This window comes from Nonomuraea sp. NPDC049309, assembly GCF_043196965.1.
Lineage (GTDB): Bacteria > Actinomycetota > Actinomycetes > Streptosporangiales > Streptosporangiaceae > Nonomuraea > Nonomuraea fastidiosa.
Window position 1 is genome coordinate 1 of record NZ_JBICSH010000002.1, and the last position, 15,512, is coordinate 15,512.

Here is a 15,512-nt window from a genome sequence, read left to right on the forward strand (position 1 = left end):
ATCTTGTCGTCCACCAGGTGCAGCAGCTTCAGGATGTAGATGTAGCCCACCGCGATCGGGTAGGGGAACGGCTCGCCGGAACGCCCGTCGAACAGTTGCGCCTTACCCGTCGGCTCGACCATGCGCTGGCCGTCGCGGTTGGGGATGGTGTTCTCGAGCAGGCCGACGATCTCCTCCTCGTGGGCGCCGTCGAAGACCGGCGTGGCCACGTTGGTGCGCGGCTCCACCTTCTCGAAGCCCTTCTCGCGCAGGCGCTCGGCCCACGCCTCCTGGACTCCGGAGATGTCCCAGCCTCTGGCGGCGATCCAGCCCAGATGTGTCTCCAGGACCTGGCCGACGTTCATACGGCCGGGAACGCCCAGCGGGTTGAGGATGATGTCGACCGGGGTGCCGTCCTCGAGGAACGGCATGTCCTCGACCGGGAGGATCTTGGAGATGACGCCCTTGTTGCCGTGCCGGCCGGCCAGCTTGTCACCGTCGGTGATCTTACGCTTCTGCGCGACGTAGACGCGCACCAGCTCGTTGACACCGGGCGGCAGCTCGTCGCCCTCCTCGCGCGAGAACACGCGGACCGCGATGACCTTGCCCTGCTCGCCGTGCGGCACCTTCAGCGAGGTGTCGCGCACCTCGCGGGCCTTCTCACCGAAGATCGCGCGCAGCAGCCGCTCCTCCGGGGTCAGCTCGGTCTCACCCTTCGGGGTGACCTTGCCGACCAGGATGTCACCGGGCACGACCTCGGCGCCGATGCGGATGATGCCGCGCTCGTCGAGGTCGGCCAGCACCTCCTCGGAGACGTTGGGGATGTCGCGGGTGATCTCCTCGGGGCCCAGCTTGGTGTCGCGGGCGTCGACCTCGTGCTCCTCGATGTGGATCGAGGAGAGCACGTCGTCCTGCACCAGGCGCTGGGACAGGATGATCGCGTCCTCGTAGTTGTGGCCCTCCCACGGCATGAACGCCACCAGGAGGTTCTTGCCCAGCGCCATCTCGCCGTTGTCAGTGCAAGGACCGTCGGCGATGACCTGGTTGACCTCGACCCGGTCGCCCTCGGAGACGATCGGCTTCTGGTTGAAGCTCGTGCCCTGGTTGGAGCGCTTGAACTTCGCCACGCGGTACGTCGTCCGCGTGCCGTCGTCGTTCATGACCGTGATGTAGTCGGCCGAGACCTCCTCGACCACGCCGGCCTTCTCCGCGCTGATGACGTCGCCCGCGTCGGTCGCGGCACGGTACTCCATGCCGGTGCCGACCAGCGGCGCCTCGCTCTTGAGCAGCGGCACCGACTGGCGCTGCATGTTGGAGCCCATGAGCGCGCGGTTGGCGTCGTCGTGCTCGAGGAACGGGATCATCGCGGTGGCCACCGACACCATCTGGCGCGGCGAGACGTCGATGTAGTCGACCTCCTCGGCGCGGGCCAGCTCGGTCTCACCGCCCTTGGTGCGGACCAGGACGCGGGCCTCGGCGAACGAGCCGTCGGGGTTGAGCGCCGTGTTGGCCTGCGCCTTGACGTAGCGGTCCTCCTCGTCGGCGGTGAGGTAGTCGATCTGGTCGGTCACCTTGCCGTCGACGACCTTGCGGTACGGCGTCTCGACGAAGCCGAAGGCGTTGATCCGGCCGTAGGAGGCCAGCGAGCCGATGAGGCCGATGTTGGGACCTTCAGGGGTCTCGATCGGGCACATCCGGCCGTAGTGGGACGGGTGCACGTCACGGACCTCGAAGCCCGCACGCTCACGCGACAGACCACCGGGGCCCAGCGCGGACAGACGCCGCTTGTGCGTCAGGCCGGCCAGCGGGTTGGTCTGGTCCATGAACTGCGACAGCTGCGAGGTGCCGAAGAACTCCTTGATCGAGGCCACCACGGGGCGGATGTTGATCAGGGTCTGCGGCGTGATCGCCTCGACGTCCTGGGTGGTCATGCGCTCGCGCACGACCCGCTCCATGCGGGCGAGGCCCAGGCGCACCTGGTTCTGGATCAGCTCGCCGACGCTGCGCAGGCGGCGGTTGCCGAAGTGGTCGATGTCGTCCACCTCGACGAGGACGTCGCCGTTGGCGCCCGGCATGGTCTCCTCGCCGGCGTGCAGGCGCACGATGTACTCGATCGTGGCGACGATGTCGTCCTCGGTCAGCGTGCCCTGGGTGATGTCGGCGTCGACGCCCAGCTTCTTGTTGATCTTGTAGCGGCCGACCTTGGCCAGGTCGTAGCGCTTGGGGTTGAAGTAAAGGTTTTCCAGCAGGGTCTGCGCCGACTCCTTGGTCGGCGGCTCACCCGGACGCAGCTTGCGGTAGATGTCGAGCAGCGCGTCGTCCTGGCCGGCCGTGTGGTCCTTCTCCAGGGTGGCCCGCATCGACTCGTACTGGCCGAAGCGCTCGAGGATCTGCTCGTTGGTCCATCCCAGAGCCTTGAGAAGCACGGTGACGGCCTGCTTGCGCTTGCGGTCGATGCGCACACCGACGCTGTCGCGCTTGTCGATCTCGAACTCCAGCCACGCACCCCGCGACGGGATGACCTTGCAGCCGTAGAGGTCCTTGTCGGACGTCTTGTCGACAGTCCGTTCGAAGTAGACACCGGGCGAACGGACGAGCTGGGACACCACGACACGCTCGGTGCCGTTGATGATGAAGGTGCCCTTGGGCGTCATGAGCGGGAAGTCGCCCATGAACACCGTCTGGCTCTTGATCTCACCGGTGGTGTTATTGATGAACTCCGCCGTGACGAACATCGGGGCGGAGAAGGTCATGTCCTTCTCTTTGCACTCATCTACGGAGTACTTCGGCGGCTCGAACCGGTGATCACGGAACGACAAGGACATGGTCCCCGAGAAGTCCTCGATAGGACTGATCTCTTCGAAGATCTCTTCGAGACCCGACTGGGTCGGGACGTCCTTGCGCCCGGCCTGACGAGCCGCCTCTACCCGGGCTTTCCACTTCTCGTTGCCGAGCAGCCAGTCGAAGGACTCGGTCTGCAGAGCAAGGAGGTCAGGAACCTCGAGGGGCTCCTGAATGCGCGCGAAAGAGACGCGACGGGGACCGGCGGGTACGGCGGAGGCGTTGCGCGAGGCTGCCAACAGATGTCCTTCCGAGGGCTCGCGGCGGACTGACTACACGCACGCCAGACAACCTCGCAACGTGAGCAAGCATCGCGGGTCGTCAAAGGGCAGCGCAAAGGGGCAGTGTAGCCGAACGGCACACGCCTGTCCACTTCGCCCTCGCTGCATGCTCCACGTTGGTCGCAGCATCGCCCGTTCAGGCGGAAACGTCAAGCCCGCAAGCCCGACTTTTAGCCGACTCAGGGCCCGGACGCTGGGTTTTCTCCCCTGTGTGACTGATCGCCTACCGCCAGGCCCAAGACGATACCCGCGATCGGGGGCGGTTAACGCTCTGTCACACCGGGGTGCGAACCCATGCCGACAACCGGTGTTGCTGTGACTGAGGTACCCCTGCCAACGGCTGCGCTAAACCTGAACTTTAATAACAATTGAAGGTAGTGGCACGCCGGGGATCTCCGCGGCCTCAGGCGGTGCCCAGCAGCGTGGACAGGCCCGCCACCAGCCAGCGCGAATCTTGCCGGACCATGACGAACCTCGCCCGGTTCTGGGTGAACTCTTGCTGCGGTCCTTCTTTGCCGGGGATCTCCTTGACCGTACCGGTGTTCACGAAGAGCAGAACCTCTACCCTGCCGGGCTCGGCGCGCTCCACCCCGGCCGCCGCCACGGACACGTTCTGCACGATCTTCTGCTCTTTCGCCCGGGAGACGAGGGTCTTGGCCAGCTCCTTGTACTGCTCGGTCAGCTCGCCCGTCGTGAGCCTGCCCGCGCGCGCCAGGTCCTCCTCGACCGTGCGGTAGTCGTACGAGAGCAGGTCGGGCGCGAGCTTCTTGGCCGCGGCCACGGCCGCCACCGCGGACGCCTCGGCGTCGCGCAGGTCGCGCAGGTTGAACCACATCGTCGGCACGAGCACCGCGCCCACGGCCACCAGCAGGCTGAGCAGCACGATCGCGAAGATCCTCACGGCACCTGCACCACCTTCGACACCAGCCACCGCCCGCCGGTCTTCGCCAGGTCCATCTGCCAGCGGTAGTAGCGCTCCTGAGGCTTGCTGCGCGAGTCCTCCCAGCGGATCTCCACGTCGGCCACCACCAGCACCCGGGCCGTGTTCGCGGTCATCGAGACCAGGCCGGTCGCGCGCAGCACGCCCTGCTGGACGACCTTGTTCTCGATCGTGGTGGTCTTGAGCTTGGCGGCGTTGGCCTCGTACTCCTCGCGCGCCTCGCCCGTGGAGGTGTCGAGTATGCGGCGCAGGTCGGCGTCCACGCTCTTGTGGTCGAGCGACATGAGGCTCTTGGCGTGCTCGCCCGCCGCGATGAGCACCGCCCGCCTGTCGCCCGCCCTGCCCTGCTCGTCGCGCGCCTGGGCGGCGATCCACACGCCCGTGCCGACCAGGACCGCCAGCACCCCGCTGAGCGCCGCGATGATGATCCGGGCGGGCCGAGCACCGAGTCCTGCCACCTGCTCACTCCCCTCCCGGCCGGCCGCTGCCGGATCATAACGCGACACCCGCCGCAGAATCCCTCCAAACGACAGAGGCGGTTGGTGACGCCGGAGAGCCCCGCTCTCAGGGACGAAACGGTCAGGGCATCCCTATCCCCCGCAAATGCCACCCAGAGGCCCTGTGAAGCCCCCAGAAGCCTTCTGCCGCCCTCAGGCGACCTGGTTAGTGACCTGCGGGCTTCGCGGCGGCCTACGGGCTCTTCAGCGGCCTGGAGCACCAGGCGAGGCGTCCGACCCCCGCTCGACGCACGCGCCCACGGTCAGGGACGTCGCAGCGAGCAGAGCCGTGACCGCACCGACCCGCGCCCGGGGGCAGCGTGAGCGCCCCCGCCGCTTTCCGGTCGCAGGGCGTGCTCGGGGAACGGCGGCCCGCGCCGCCGCCTGCGATGGCCGCGCCACCGCCTTCACGGTCACGACGGCCCATCGAAGTGAGACCTGTTCCAGCACCTTGTCACCGGGCGGTCATCGCACGAGCCACCCGGCCGGTTTCAGGAGTCCGCCGGACCGACGTCGCCATCCCGCCCGGCGGCTTTTCGCGGGTCCCGGCGGGCGGGCCGTCACGTGTCCTGGCCGGCGGGCTCCTGCCCGGCGAGCGCGTGCAGGCTCGGGCGGAGCAGCCGGGCGATCTCCTGCTGAGGCACGCCACGCAGCTCGTCCAGCTCCAGGAGCCGGTGCCGGCCGTGACACCGAGCAGGCCGATAAGCGGCGACGCACCACCGAACCGACCGGCACCCCCAGCGAACGTCGCCAGACGCGCACGCTGGGAAGCGGCGATGCGCCACCACACCATCGGACCGACCGGCGCCCCGGTGAACGTCTCCGGAAACGCGAAAAGAGGCGGCACACCCGGCACCAGGGTGTGTCCGCCTCTTTTCGTTGAGCTGTGCGTGAAGCGAAGGGGAAGTTACTTCACGGTCACGGTGGCGCCGGCGCCCTCGAGGGCAGCCTTGGCCTTCTCCGCCTGCTCCTTGTTGACCTTGCCGTCGAAGACCGGCTTCGGAGCACCGTCGACCAGGTCCTTGGCCTCCTTGAGGCCCAGGGACGTGAGGGCGCGGATCTCCTTGATGACCTGGATCTTCTTGTCGCCGGCGGCCTCGAGGATGACCTCGAACTCGTCCTGCTCCTCGGCGGCGGCGGCCTCACCGCCGGCGGCGCCGGCGGCCGGAGCGGCAGCGGCGACCGCGACCGGGGCGGCGGCCTTGACGTCGAAGGTCTCCTCGAAGACCTTCACGAACTCGGACAGCTCGAGGAGGGTCATCTCCTTGAAAGCGTCGAGCAGCTCGTCGGTGCTGAGCTTCGCCATGATGGTTTCCTTACGCTAGGAACTGCTTGAAAACTGGTAACGGGACCGCGGTGTCCTGCGGCAACCCCCGTGCTACTCGCCCGCCTCTTCGCGCTTGGCGCGCAGGGCCTCGGCCAGCTGAGCCATCTGCGTGGGCAGAGCGGCGAACATCGCGGCAGCGGCGCTCTGCTTGGCCTTCAAGGCACCGGCAAGCTTCGCGAGGAGAACCTCGCGGGATTCGAGATCGGCAAGCTTGGTGATCTCGGTGGCGTCGAGCGTCTTGCCCTCGAGAACGCCACCCTTGATCACCAGGAGGGGATTGGCCTTGGCGAAGTCACGCAGACCCTTGGCCGCCTCGACAACGTCGCCGTTGACGAACGCGATCGCGGTCGGACCGGTGAGCAGGCTGTCGAGGCCCGAAACGCCGGCCTCGTTGGCCGCAATCTTGGTCAGGGTGTTCTTCGCCACGGCGAACTTCGCATTCTCACCGAGAGTGGTGCGCAGCTCCTTGAGCTGAGCGACGGTGAGACCGCGGTACTCGGTCAGAACGGCGGCGGCGCTGCCCTCGAACTCGCGCTTGAGCTCGGCAACCGCTGTCGCCTTATCCGCCCTCGCCATGGGCCTCCTTCCAGGTGTGCCACCGGCGAAGGCCCCCGACATGAGAACAGCCCCGGCGCAGGGCGCACGGGGCTCACGCACACGGATCGACCATGTGGGAAACTCGCATCACACACCTGCGCGGGCCGTCCACATGATGTGGATCCTTCGGTCGCCAGATTTAGGCATCTGACGACGACCGGCGGTCTTCGGCAACGACCAGAGTACGTGCTGGCCGCCGAGTTTCCAAATCGTTCTCAGTTGGTGGTGCCGCGAGGCAGTTCGCCGATCTGGTCGGCGGGCGGCGCCTGAATGCTCACAGGCTCGTTGAAGCCCTTGAAGAACAGGGTCGCGTCGAGGCTCGCGCCGTCCTTGGCACCGTTCATGGCGAGCTTGCGGGGCAGGCCGTCGGCCGCCACCCAGATGTCGAACTTGACGTCCTTCAGCTCGGCCAGGTGCTCGCGGGCCCGCTCCTGCTCGTCGGCGGGAAGCTGCTGGACGGCCGCATCCACCGGGAACGTGCCGGTGTAGTGGGTGGTGTCCTCGCCGTTGACGGTCTCGTTGCCGGCGGCCTTGACGTCCTGCGAGGCCGTGACGAGCCGGGTCACGTGGGCGAGGTCGAACTGCTGGACGCGCGAGAGCAGCTCGTCGATCTCACCGGAGCCGCCGTCCGCCTCCTTGAGCGGGACCTTGATCCACGGCTTGGTGGCGCCTACGAGCTCCTTGAGCGCCTCGACCTTCACGTAGACGGTGTCGCCCTGCAGCACGGCGCGGACACCGCCGGGCACGCTGCGCTGCCCGAAGTCGAGGGTGTCGAGGGTGACGTCGGCGGCGAGCTGCGGTTTGCTCTGGTAGAGCATGCGGCCCTGGACCGTGCCGCTGCCCTCGTGGGGGTGCGTCAGGTTCACCACGGCGTCGACCGTGTAGCTCGTGACCTCCGCGGTCTTCTGCGCGGCCTGGGTGAGCACCTCGGCCGCGGCCAGGTTGACCTGAATGGGCTGGGCGTTCGATCCACAACCGGCGACCGCGGCCACCACCAGTGCGGCCCCGGCCGCGGTCATACTCATCGTGCGCTTCAGCATGTCCTTGACCCTACGTTCGGCTTCGCCGATATGGCGGCTTCCCCCGGCAAATAGGGGAAAACCCAGGGTTATCCCTCACATCCGCTGCACGCTTCCCGCGCATTCCTCCGGCGAGCGCTTTCTCCCCTCGCACACGCCGGACAGGCGGCTTCTCTTCACACGTACGGCATGCCCCGCGACCACCTGCGCGAACCCGTACGGAAAACGCGAGCGCCCCCGCCCGGAGACTCGGACGGGGGCGCTCGGAGAAGCCGAAACTCAGCTGTCCAGCTCGGCCGTGATGCCGCGCGTGATGTTGGGGTCGACGGGAACACCCGGCCCCATCGTGGTGGAGAAGGTGACCTTCTTCAGGTAACGGCCCTTGGCCGCCGACGGCTTGAGACGCAGCACCTCATCGAGGGCGGCGGCGTAGTTCTCCACGAGCTGGCGCTCGCCGAACGACGTCTTGCCGATGATGAAGTGCAGGTTGGCCTGCCGGTCGGTGCGGAACTCGATCTTGCCGCCCTTGATGTCGGACACGGCCTTGGCGACGTCGGGCGTCACGGTGCCGGTCTTGGGGTTGGGCATGAGACCACGCGGGCCGAGCACGCGACCGAGGCGGCCGACCTTGCCCATGAGGTCGGGCGTGGCCACGACGGCGTCGAACTCGTTGAGGCGGTTGCCCTTGGAGATCTCGTCGATCAGCTCGTCGGCGCCGACGATGTCGGCGCCGGCCTCGCGGGCCGCCTCGGCACGGTCACCGGTCGCGAAGACCAGGACCCGGGCGGTCTTACCGGTGCCGTGCGGGAGGTTGACCGTGCCGCGCACGATCTGGTCGGCCTTACGAGGGTCGACACCCAGCCGGAGCGCGACCTCGACGGTGGCGTCGAACTTCGTGGTCGACGTCTCCTTGGCGAGCTTCGCGGCCTCGGCGGGCGTGTAGAGCTTGTCGCGGTCGATTTTCGCCGCGACGTCCTTGTACGCCTTGCTGCGCTTCATGTGGAACTCCTTGTGGTGTGCGGGCCGTGTCTCAACGGCCCTCCCACGACGTCTGGGAAGGTCTTACTCGGCGATCGTGATGCCCATCGACCGGGCGGTGCCGGCGATGATCTTCTCGGCCGCCTCGATGTCGTTGGCGTTGAGGTCGGGCATCTTGGTCTCGGCGATGCTGCGCAGCTGCTCGCGGGTGAGCTTGCCCACCTTGTCGCGGTGCGGCACGGAGCTGCCCTTCTCGATGCCCAGGGCCTTCTTGATCAGCTCGGGGGCCGGCGGCGTCTTCGTGATGAAGCTGAAGCTGCGGTCCTCGTAGATCGTGATCTCAACGGGGATGATGTTGCCCCGCTGGGACTCCGTCGCGGCGTTGTACTGCTTGACGAAGTCCATGATGTTGACGCCGTGAGGACCGAGGGCGGTACCCACCGGCGGCGCCGGGGTGGCCTGGCCAGCGGGGAGCTGGACCTTCACCAGTGCGGCGATTTTCTTCTTCGGAGGCATGTGTCCTTCTCCGGGTCCTGATTGCGATGCCGTCAGGGTCGCGGTTGCGCCCCTGACATGTCGGCGGCCGCCCTTCGCGAGAGGCGGCCGACCGAACGTCTAAGTGTATGTGATGGTCTCAGATCTTCGAGACCTGGTTGAAGGAGAGCTCCACGGGAGTCTCGCGGCCGAAGATCGACACGAGCACCTTGAGCTTCTGCTGCTCGGGGCTGATCTCGCTCACCGAGGCGGGCAGCGTGGCGAACGGGCCGTCCATGACGGTGACGGACTCGCCGATCTCGAACTCGACGGCCGGGCCGGCGGCGGCCTTGGTGGTGGCCTTCTTCGTCTCCTCGGTCGGCTCGGGCGCCAGCAGCTTGGCGACCTCGTCGAGGCTCAGCGGGCTCGGCTTGTTGGACAGTCCGACGAAGCCGGTCACGCCGGGCGTGTTGCGGACGGCGGCCCAGGACTCGTCGGTGAGCTCCATGCGCACCAGGACGTAGCCGGGCAGCACGCGCTCCTTGACCGGGACCTTCTTGCCGCTCTTGAACTCCTGGACGGTGTGCGTGGGCACCTCGACCTGGTAGATGTAGTCCTCCATGTTGAGCGACACGTTGCGGCTCTCGATGTTGGACTTCACGCGGTTTTCGTAGCCGGCGTAGGAGTGGATGACGTACCACTCGCCGGGCAGCCCGCGCAGCGACTCCTTGAACTCCTCAACGGGGTCGACGTCGGGAAGAACCGAACCGTCCTCGACGGCGGCGGCCTCTTCGTCAGCCGCCTCGTCGCTCTCCTCGACCTCGGCCTCCTCGGACGCCGCCGCAGCAGGCTCCTCGGTGGCCTCTTCCAGCTCGCCGTCCCACTCTTCGCGGGACTCGCCGGCCGGAACTGAAGACTCGGACACGGTGACTCTTCCTCTTTCGTGGTTTCGAATGGCGACTCCGTCAGGCGATCACCGGCGAAGTCTTCGGTCAGGATCCGCCGAAAACGCGGAGGACCGCCCATCCCAGGGCGCTGTCGAGCCCGTACACGATCGCGACCATGATCAGCACGAAAACCAGAACGACCGTGGTGTAGGTGACGAGATCCTTACGAGTCGGCCAGATGACCTTGCGCAGCTCGTTGATGACCTGCCGATAGAAGAGGGCAGGAGAAGTGCGGGTCTTCTTCTCGCCGCTCGGCTTGCCTGCGGTCTCGCCGCGCGTGTCGATCGCCACAGTCCTCACCTGATCAGTCGTATCCAACGCAGTTTTGCGGCGCGCTCTTACACGCCATTATTGCGCGGACCGCACTCGCAGGGCACGAGGGACTCGAACCCCCAACCGCCGGTTTTGGAGACCGGTGCGCTACCAATTGCGCCAGTGCCCTATGTCGTAGACCAGATTACCCTGATCGACTCACTGCCTGGACCGAACCGCTCGCCGACATGCGGCGGAAGGACCAGGCGAAAGCATACGGGTCATTGCCCGCCACGTCGAACCAAAACCTGATCCCCCAGGTCACGTGGGTGTGGCGGCCCCGTGGGACCATGGACGCATGTCCACCCGACCCCGCATCTCCGCGAGAATTTCCGCGATTTCCGAGTCCGCCACGCTCGCCGTGGACGCCAAGGCGAAGGCGATGAAGGCGGCCGGGCGGCCCGTCATCGGCTTCGGCGCGGGCGAGCCCGACTTCCCGACGCCCGGCTACATCGTCGAGGCCGCGGTGGCGGCGGCCCGCGATCCGCGCTTCCACAAGTACACCCCGGCCGGCGGTCTGCCCGAGCTGAAGAAGGCGATCGCCGAGAAGACGCGCCGCGACTCCGGCTACTCCGTCGAGCCGTCGCAGGTGCTGGTCACCAACGGCGGCAAGCAGGCGGTCTACGAGGCGTTCGCGACGCTGCTCGACCCGGGCGACGAGGTGCTGGTCGTCGCCCCCTACTGGACGACCTACCCCGAGGCGATCAAGCTGGCGGGCGGCGTCCAGGTCGACGTCGTGACCGACGAGTCCACCGGCTACCTCGCGACCGTCGAGCAGCTGGAGGCGGCGCGCACCGAGCGGACGAAGGTGCTGCTGTTCGTCTCGCCGTCCAACCCGACGGGCGCGGTCTACTCGCGCGAGCAGACGGTGGAGATCGGGCGCTGGGCGGCCGAGCACGGGCTGTGGGTGGTCACCGACGAGATCTACGAGCACCTCGTGTACGGCGACGCCGAGTTCACCAGCATCGCCACGGCCGTCCCCGAGCTGGGCGACCAGGTCGTGATCCTCAACGGCGTGGCCAAGACGTACGCGATGACGGGCTGGCGGGTCGGCTGGCTGATCGGGCCTTCGGACGTCGTCAAGGCGGCCACCAACCTGCAGTCGCACGCCACCTCCAACGTCTCCAACGTGGCCCAGATGGCGGCGCTCGCGGCGGTCTCCGGCGACCTTTCCGCGGTGGCGGAGATGCGGGCGGCCTTCGACCGGCGGCGGCAGACGATGGTCAAGATGCTCAACGAGATCCCGGGCGTGTTGTGCCCGGAACCTAAGGGGGCCTTCTACGCATATCCCTCGGTCAAGGAGCTGATCGGCAAGGAGCTGCGCGGGCGGCGGCCGCGGTCGTCGAGCGAGCTGGCCGAGGTGATCCTGGAGGAGGCCGAGGTGGCGGTGGTCCCCGGTGAGGCGTTCGGCACGCCCGGCTACTTCCGGCTGTCGTACGCGCTGGGCGACTCCGACCTCGTCGAGGGCGTCAGCCGCCTCGGCAAGCTCCTCTCCGAGGCCCGCTGAGCACGACGGGCGCCCGGCCGCAGCGCAGGCGGGCGACGCGCCCCGGGCCCCGCGCTTCGGGGGCCCCGCCGCGCCACCGGGTCAGCCCGCCGTGATGTCGGCGGCGATCGGCCTGATCTCGCTGCTGAGGCCGGGTGTGGCGCCGATGTAGACGGCGGTGCCCGGCCTCTCCAGCCACATGAAGCAGCGCACGCCCGTCCGCGTGGTCCAGCGCAGGGCGGGCTTGCCGCCGTACAGGGTGAGCGTGGCCTGCGCGACGATCGTGACGAACTGCTCGGCCGTGCGGGGGCCGCAGACCACGCCGACGTACAGCCGCTCGTCGTTGTCGCTCCAGATGCGGCCGCGCACCTTGAGCGGGCGGCGCAGCGAGTCGAGGTGGGTGAACGTGCCCGCGGGGCTGAGCCCCGCCGGCGACTCCGGCAGCCGGATGCCGGGGCCGTCGCAGGAGAGGACGGTGCCGTACCTGGCGGTGAGCTCCGGCTTGGGCGCGGGCGGGGTGGTGGACGGCGACGCCACGGGAGGCGCGCCGCCGACGCCGCACGACGCGAGCGAGAGTGCGAGAAGCACCGCAGCCGGCCGCCGCATCGACACCCCCCCTTGACGTGACTGATGACCTGGGTGGACCGGGGTAAAGGTCTTTAGTCTCCTACAGCAGCCCTGATGGAGGCGGCAAGGGCGAGCAGCTCGCGGCTCAGCGACTCGCTGACCCGGATCGACACGCCGGTGCCCGGACGTTCCAGCCAGGCGATCATCCTTCCGCCCTGCGGGTGCCTGCCGGCCACCGCGGGCCTGCCGCGCACGGCGGTGGGGCGGGCGTCGCGCACCGCGAGCGCGCCGCGGAACCGCCCCCAGTCCGCAGCCGCCGCGCCCCGCGTCACGCGGGCCTCGACGAACCCGCCGGCCGCCGAGGCGAAGCGCGCGGTGCCGCCGTCGCCGCCGATCCGTACGAGGCCGCCCGGCAGGTACGTGAGCCACAGCCGCTCGGAGACGACCGCGACCGTCTCAGCGGGCCCTGGAACCGCCGGCGAGCCCGCCGGGGGCGGAGCCGTGGCCGGAGGCGGCGCGGGGACGGGCAGGGGCTCGAAGGCGGGTACCGCGGCGCGCGGAACGCGCCCGAACCCCGACGAGAAGATCGCGTAGATGGCCAGCGCGGCCGCCGCGAAGGAGAGCGCCGCGAGGGCTCCGCGCCCGGCTTGCCCGACCTCGCGCGGTGATGGCGTGCGTACGGGACGGCCCGCGTCACTGATCGCGCCCGCCCGGCCACCCGACTCGGAATCCCGGCTCCCCCACACTCGCACCGGTGGCAAGATATGCCAATGCCACGGCCTCTGCACGCGCTTCCCAAGGCCCACTTGCACCTGCACTTCACCGGTTCGATGCGGCATGCCACGCTCATCGAGCTGGCCAGGGAGCAAGGGATGCATCTCCCCGACGCGCTGGAGCAGGACTGGCCGCCCAAGCTGCGGGCCACCGACGAGCGGGGCTGGTTCAGGTTCCAGCGGCTCTACGACATCGCCAGATCCGTGCTGACCAAGCCGGAGCACGTCTACCGGCTGCTGCGCGAGACCGCCGAGGACGAGGTGGCGGCGGGCTGCCAGTGGCTGGAGATCCAGGTGGACCCGTCGGGTTACGCGCAGCGCTTCGGCGGGCTGACGGCCACGCTGGAGCTGATGCTGGACGCGGTGGACCAGGCCGCCGCACATGCCGGCATCGGCATCGCGGTGATCGTGGCCGCCAACCGCACCCGCCACCCGCTCGACGCCAACACCCTGGCCCGCCTGGCCTCCCAGTACACCGGCAAGAACGTCGTCGGCTTCGGCCTGTCCAACGACGAGCGGCGCGGCCAGGCGCGCGAGTTCGAGCGGGCCTTCCGCATCGCCAAGCGCGCCGGTCTGCTGTCGGTGCCCCACGGCGGCGAGCTGATGGGGCCGCGCAGCGTCGCCCAGTGCGTGGACGACCTGGGCGCCGACCGGGTCGGCCACGGCGTGCGCGCCGCCGAGGACGAGCGGCTGATGCAGCGCCTCGCCGACCGGCAGATCTGCTGCGAGATCTGCCCCACCTCGAACGTCGGGCTCGGCGTCGCCGAGGAGCCCAAGGACGTGCCGCTGCGCAAGCTGTTCGACGCGGGGGTGCCGATCGCGCTGGGCGCCGACGACCCGCTGCTGTTCGGCACGCGGCTGCTGCGCCAGTACGAGCTGGCCAGGGAGGTCTACGAGTTCTCCGACGCGGAGGTGGCCGAGCTGGCCCGCCAGTCCATCCGCTCCTCGACCGCCCCGGAGTCGGTGCGCAAGGAGCTGCTCAAGGGCGTGGACGACTGGCTGGCCGGCTCACCCGAGTGACTCCGCGATCCTGATGGCCTCCTCCTTGCTCTCCAGCCCTTCGAGGCGGAGGGTGAGGATGCCGTGCTGCCAGATGAGGGTGGGCCCGGCCTGGCGCAGCGGCACCTCGGTGCCGTCCGCGCGCTTGATGTAGCCGAGCGGGTGCTCACCCTTGATCCACCACGCGGTGCGCCCGCCGACCTCGGCGTAGTCCGGGTACGGCGGACCGAGCTTCTTGAAGATGATCGGGTCCATGGTGCCGTCGAACTGGTCGAGCCTGATCCCGCCCGGCCAGAACATCGACACGACCCGGCCGCCGTCGCTCACCGTGGTCCGCTGCGGCGGGCCGAGCGCGGCCGGGGTCCTCGCCAGGCGCGGCACGTCAGGGGGCGCGACCGTGTGCTCGCCCGGCAGCGGCGCCGTCGTGGTGACCGGCGGCGGCGTGGTGTCCTGCATCCGCAGCTCGATTCCGGCGTACCGGAGCACGCGCTCCACCGCCGCCCGCCCCTGCGGGGTGGCCGCGACCAGGGCGGCGACGGCCGCGACCACGGCGACCGCGACCTTCCACCGCGCCGGCCGCCTCCGCCGCCGCCTCTCCGGCACGTGCCGCCGCTCGGCCGGCTCCGGCGTCTCTCCCGGACCGCCACGTCCCGAGCCCCCGGGGGCATCCGCCTGAGAGCCGGCGTCCGGGGTGGGCGCGGCGAGGCGGGCGCGGACGGCGGCGGCGACGTCGGCAGGCGCCGGGGCCGGGGGATCAAGGAGGTCACCGAGGAGGTCGCCGAGCGCGCGCAGCTCGGCCTCGATCGCCTCGTACTCCGCACGCTCGTCGCGCCCGTCGCGCCCGTCGCGCCGCGCGTCCGGCTCGTCGCCCTCGTGCGGGTCACGCGAGCTCATCGCCCACCTCCTCCCTCAGCCGGGCCAGCCCCCGGTGGGTGCTGGACTTGACGGTGCCGATGGGCCAGTCGAGCACCTGCGCGGTCTCCGCCTCGCTCAGCTGTAAGAAGTACCGGCAGACGACGGCCTGACGTTCCCGATCAGGCAGGGAGCGGACGGCGGCGAGCAGCCGGGTGCGGCGGTCGGTGGCGATGGCGGCGCCTTCGGGGTCGTCGGGCGCGCGCGTCACGGCACCGGCGGACAGCCTCAGGGCGAGGTCGCTCCTGCGTCCGCGCGCGCGGGTGAGGTTGTGCGTCTCATTGGCTACGATGCGCAGCAGCCAGGGTTTGAACGGCGCGCCGAGGCGGAAGCCGGCCAGATGGCGGAACGCCTTGACGAACGCCTCCTGCACGACGTCCTCTGCCTCGTCGCCCGCGCCGAGCATGGCGGCCGTGCGGTGGGCGAGCGTGCTGTAGCGGGCGACCAGCACCTCGTAGGCGGCCAGGTCTCCCTTGAGCGAACGGGCGATCGCCTCGTCGTCGTCCATGCCGTCTCGGATTCCACCGCATCACGGGCCGAGGTGGGAAGGGAGTTTCGCTGATCGTGTCATCCTGGTGACCGG

16 protein-coding genes and 1 tRNA gene are annotated in these 15,512 nt (G+C 69.2%); 2 read left to right on the forward strand and 15 right to left on the reverse strand.

The features are described 5' to 3' along the window. The 11 genes from rpoB to ACGFIM_RS13700 all read right to left on the reverse strand — a co-directional run. Positions 1-3,059: DNA-directed RNA polymerase subunit beta (gene rpoB, locus ACGFIM_RS13650; RefSeq protein ID WP_393199788.1), on the reverse strand; the 3,059-nt coding region annotated here is incomplete at its 3' end. A gap of 445 nt (positions 3,060-3,504) precedes the next feature. Further along, positions 3,505-4,002, reverse strand: coding sequence for a hypothetical protein (locus ACGFIM_RS13655; protein ID WP_393199790.1), 498 nt, complete (start codon positions 4,000-4,002; stop codon positions 3,505-3,507). After that, on the reverse strand, positions 3,999-4,499 hold the full coding sequence (locus tag ACGFIM_RS13660; RefSeq protein ID WP_393199792.1) for a hypothetical protein: 501 nt from the start codon (positions 4,497-4,499) through the stop codon (positions 3,999-4,001). Before ACGFIM_RS13660 ends, ACGFIM_RS13655 begins: the two co-directional genes overlap by 4 nt. Positions 4,500-5,445: 946 nt before the next feature. Continuing rightward, positions 5,446-5,844, reverse strand: coding sequence for a 50S ribosomal protein L7/L12 (gene rplL / locus ACGFIM_RS13665; RefSeq protein ID WP_364068701.1), 399 nt, complete (start codon positions 5,842-5,844; stop codon positions 5,446-5,448). A gap of 72 nt (positions 5,845-5,916) precedes the next feature. Further along, positions 5,917-6,441 (reverse strand): 50S ribosomal protein L10, encoded by a 525-nt coding sequence (gene rplJ / locus ACGFIM_RS13670; protein WP_393199794.1) that lies wholly within the window; start codon positions 6,439-6,441, stop codon positions 5,917-5,919. 236 nt (positions 6,442-6,677) lie between these two features. After that, entirely contained in the window at positions 6,678-7,502 is an 825-nt protein-coding gene (locus tag ACGFIM_RS13675) for an LppX_LprAFG lipoprotein (RefSeq protein ID WP_393199796.1), read from the reverse strand. A 258-nt stretch (positions 7,503-7,760) separates the two neighbouring features. Further along, entirely contained in the window at positions 7,761-8,480 is a 720-nt protein-coding gene (gene rplA, locus ACGFIM_RS13680) for a 50S ribosomal protein L1 (protein ID WP_393199798.1), read from the reverse strand. 63 nt (positions 8,481-8,543) lie between these two features. Next, entirely contained in the window at positions 8,544-8,975 is a 432-nt protein-coding gene (gene rplK / locus ACGFIM_RS13685; protein ID WP_393199800.1) for a 50S ribosomal protein L11, read from the reverse strand. A 118-nt stretch (positions 8,976-9,093) separates the two neighbouring features. Next, on the reverse strand, positions 9,094-9,858 hold the full coding sequence (nusG, locus tag ACGFIM_RS13690; RefSeq protein WP_393199802.1) for a transcription termination/antitermination protein NusG: 765 nt from the start codon (positions 9,856-9,858) through the stop codon (positions 9,094-9,096). Positions 9,859-9,925: 67 nt separating this feature from the next. Then, positions 9,926-10,171 carry a preprotein translocase subunit SecE gene (gene secE, locus ACGFIM_RS13695; protein ID WP_393199804.1) on the reverse strand — a complete coding sequence of 82 codons (246 nt, stop codon included), beginning with the start codon at positions 10,169-10,171 and terminating at the stop codon, positions 9,926-9,928. A gap of 78 nt (positions 10,172-10,249) precedes the next feature. Next, positions 10,250-10,322 (reverse strand) — tRNA-Trp (locus tag ACGFIM_RS13700). A 168-nt stretch (positions 10,323-10,490) separates the two neighbouring features. Between ACGFIM_RS13700 and ACGFIM_RS13705 the strand changes: the two genes are divergently transcribed. Continuing rightward, positions 10,491-11,699: a pyridoxal phosphate-dependent aminotransferase gene (locus ACGFIM_RS13705; RefSeq protein ID WP_393199807.1), complete on the forward strand. Its 1,209-nt coding sequence runs from the start codon at positions 10,491-10,493 to the stop codon at positions 11,697-11,699. A gap of 81 nt (positions 11,700-11,780) precedes the next feature. Here the strand turns inward: ACGFIM_RS13705 and ACGFIM_RS13710 are convergent, their stop codons facing one another. After that, positions 11,781-12,284, reverse strand: a complete 504-nt coding sequence (locus ACGFIM_RS13710) for a hypothetical protein (protein ID WP_393199809.1) — start codon at positions 12,282-12,284, stop codon at positions 11,781-11,783. A gap of 53 nt (positions 12,285-12,337) precedes the next feature. Then, positions 12,338-12,997 (reverse strand): hypothetical protein, encoded by a 660-nt coding sequence (locus tag ACGFIM_RS13715; RefSeq protein ID WP_393199811.1) that lies wholly within the window; start codon positions 12,995-12,997, stop codon positions 12,338-12,340. Positions 12,998-13,015: 18 nt separating this feature from the next. Between ACGFIM_RS13715 and ACGFIM_RS13720 the strand changes: the two genes are divergently transcribed. Then, entirely contained in the window at positions 13,016-14,038 is a 1,023-nt protein-coding gene (locus tag ACGFIM_RS13720; RefSeq protein WP_393199813.1) for an adenosine deaminase, read from the forward strand. Here ACGFIM_RS13720 and ACGFIM_RS13725 read toward each other — a convergent pair. Next, positions 14,027-14,911, reverse strand: a complete 885-nt coding sequence (locus ACGFIM_RS13725; protein WP_393199815.1) for a hypothetical protein — start codon at positions 14,909-14,911, stop codon at positions 14,027-14,029. The two genes, ACGFIM_RS13720 and ACGFIM_RS13725, sit on opposite strands and share 12 nt — an antisense overlap. Continuing rightward, on the reverse strand, positions 14,898-15,437 hold the full coding sequence (locus ACGFIM_RS13730) for an RNA polymerase sigma factor (protein ID WP_393199817.1): 540 nt from the start codon (positions 15,435-15,437) through the stop codon (positions 14,898-14,900). The genes ACGFIM_RS13725 and ACGFIM_RS13730 overlap by 14 nt, the downstream gene beginning before the upstream one ends. Positions 15,438-15,512 lie beyond the last annotated feature (75 nt).

Excerpts from the sequence above, each read along its gene's own strand:
- rplJ (WP_393199794.1), bottom strand. The coding sequence starts at position 6,441 with ATGGCGAGGGCGGATAAGGCGACAGCGGTTGCCGAGCTCAAGCGCGAG.
- ACGFIM_RS13720 (WP_393199813.1), top strand. The coding sequence starts at position 13,016 with ATGCCACGGCCTCTGCACGCGCTTCCCAAGGCCCACTTGCACCTGCAC.
- rplL (WP_364068701.1), bottom strand. The coding sequence starts at position 5,844 with ATGGCGAAGCTCAGCACCGACGAGCTGCTCGACGCTTTCAAGGAGATG.
- ACGFIM_RS13710 (WP_393199809.1), bottom strand. The coding sequence starts at position 12,284 with ATGCGGCGGCCGGCTGCGGTGCTTCTCGCACTCTCGCTCGCGTCGTGC.
- ACGFIM_RS13730 (WP_393199817.1), bottom strand. The coding sequence starts at position 15,437 with ATGGACGACGACGAGGCGATCGCCCGTTCGCTCAAGGGAGACCTGGCC.
- rplA (WP_393199798.1), bottom strand. The coding sequence starts at position 8,480 with ATGAAGCGCAGCAAGGCGTACAAGGACGTCGCGGCGAAAATCGACCGC.
- ACGFIM_RS13675 (WP_393199796.1), bottom strand. The coding sequence starts at position 7,502 with ATGCTGAAGCGCACGATGAGTATGACCGCGGCCGGGGCCGCACTGGTG.
- ACGFIM_RS13725 (WP_393199815.1), bottom strand. The coding sequence starts at position 14,911 with ATGAGCTCGCGTGACCCGCACGAGGGCGACGAGCCGGACGCGCGGCGC.
- ACGFIM_RS13705 (WP_393199807.1), top strand. The coding sequence starts at position 10,491 with ATGTCCACCCGACCCCGCATCTCCGCGAGAATTTCCGCGATTTCCGAG.
- rplK (WP_393199800.1), bottom strand. The coding sequence starts at position 8,975 with ATGCCTCCGAAGAAGAAAATCGCCGCACTGGTGAAGGTCCAGCTCCCC.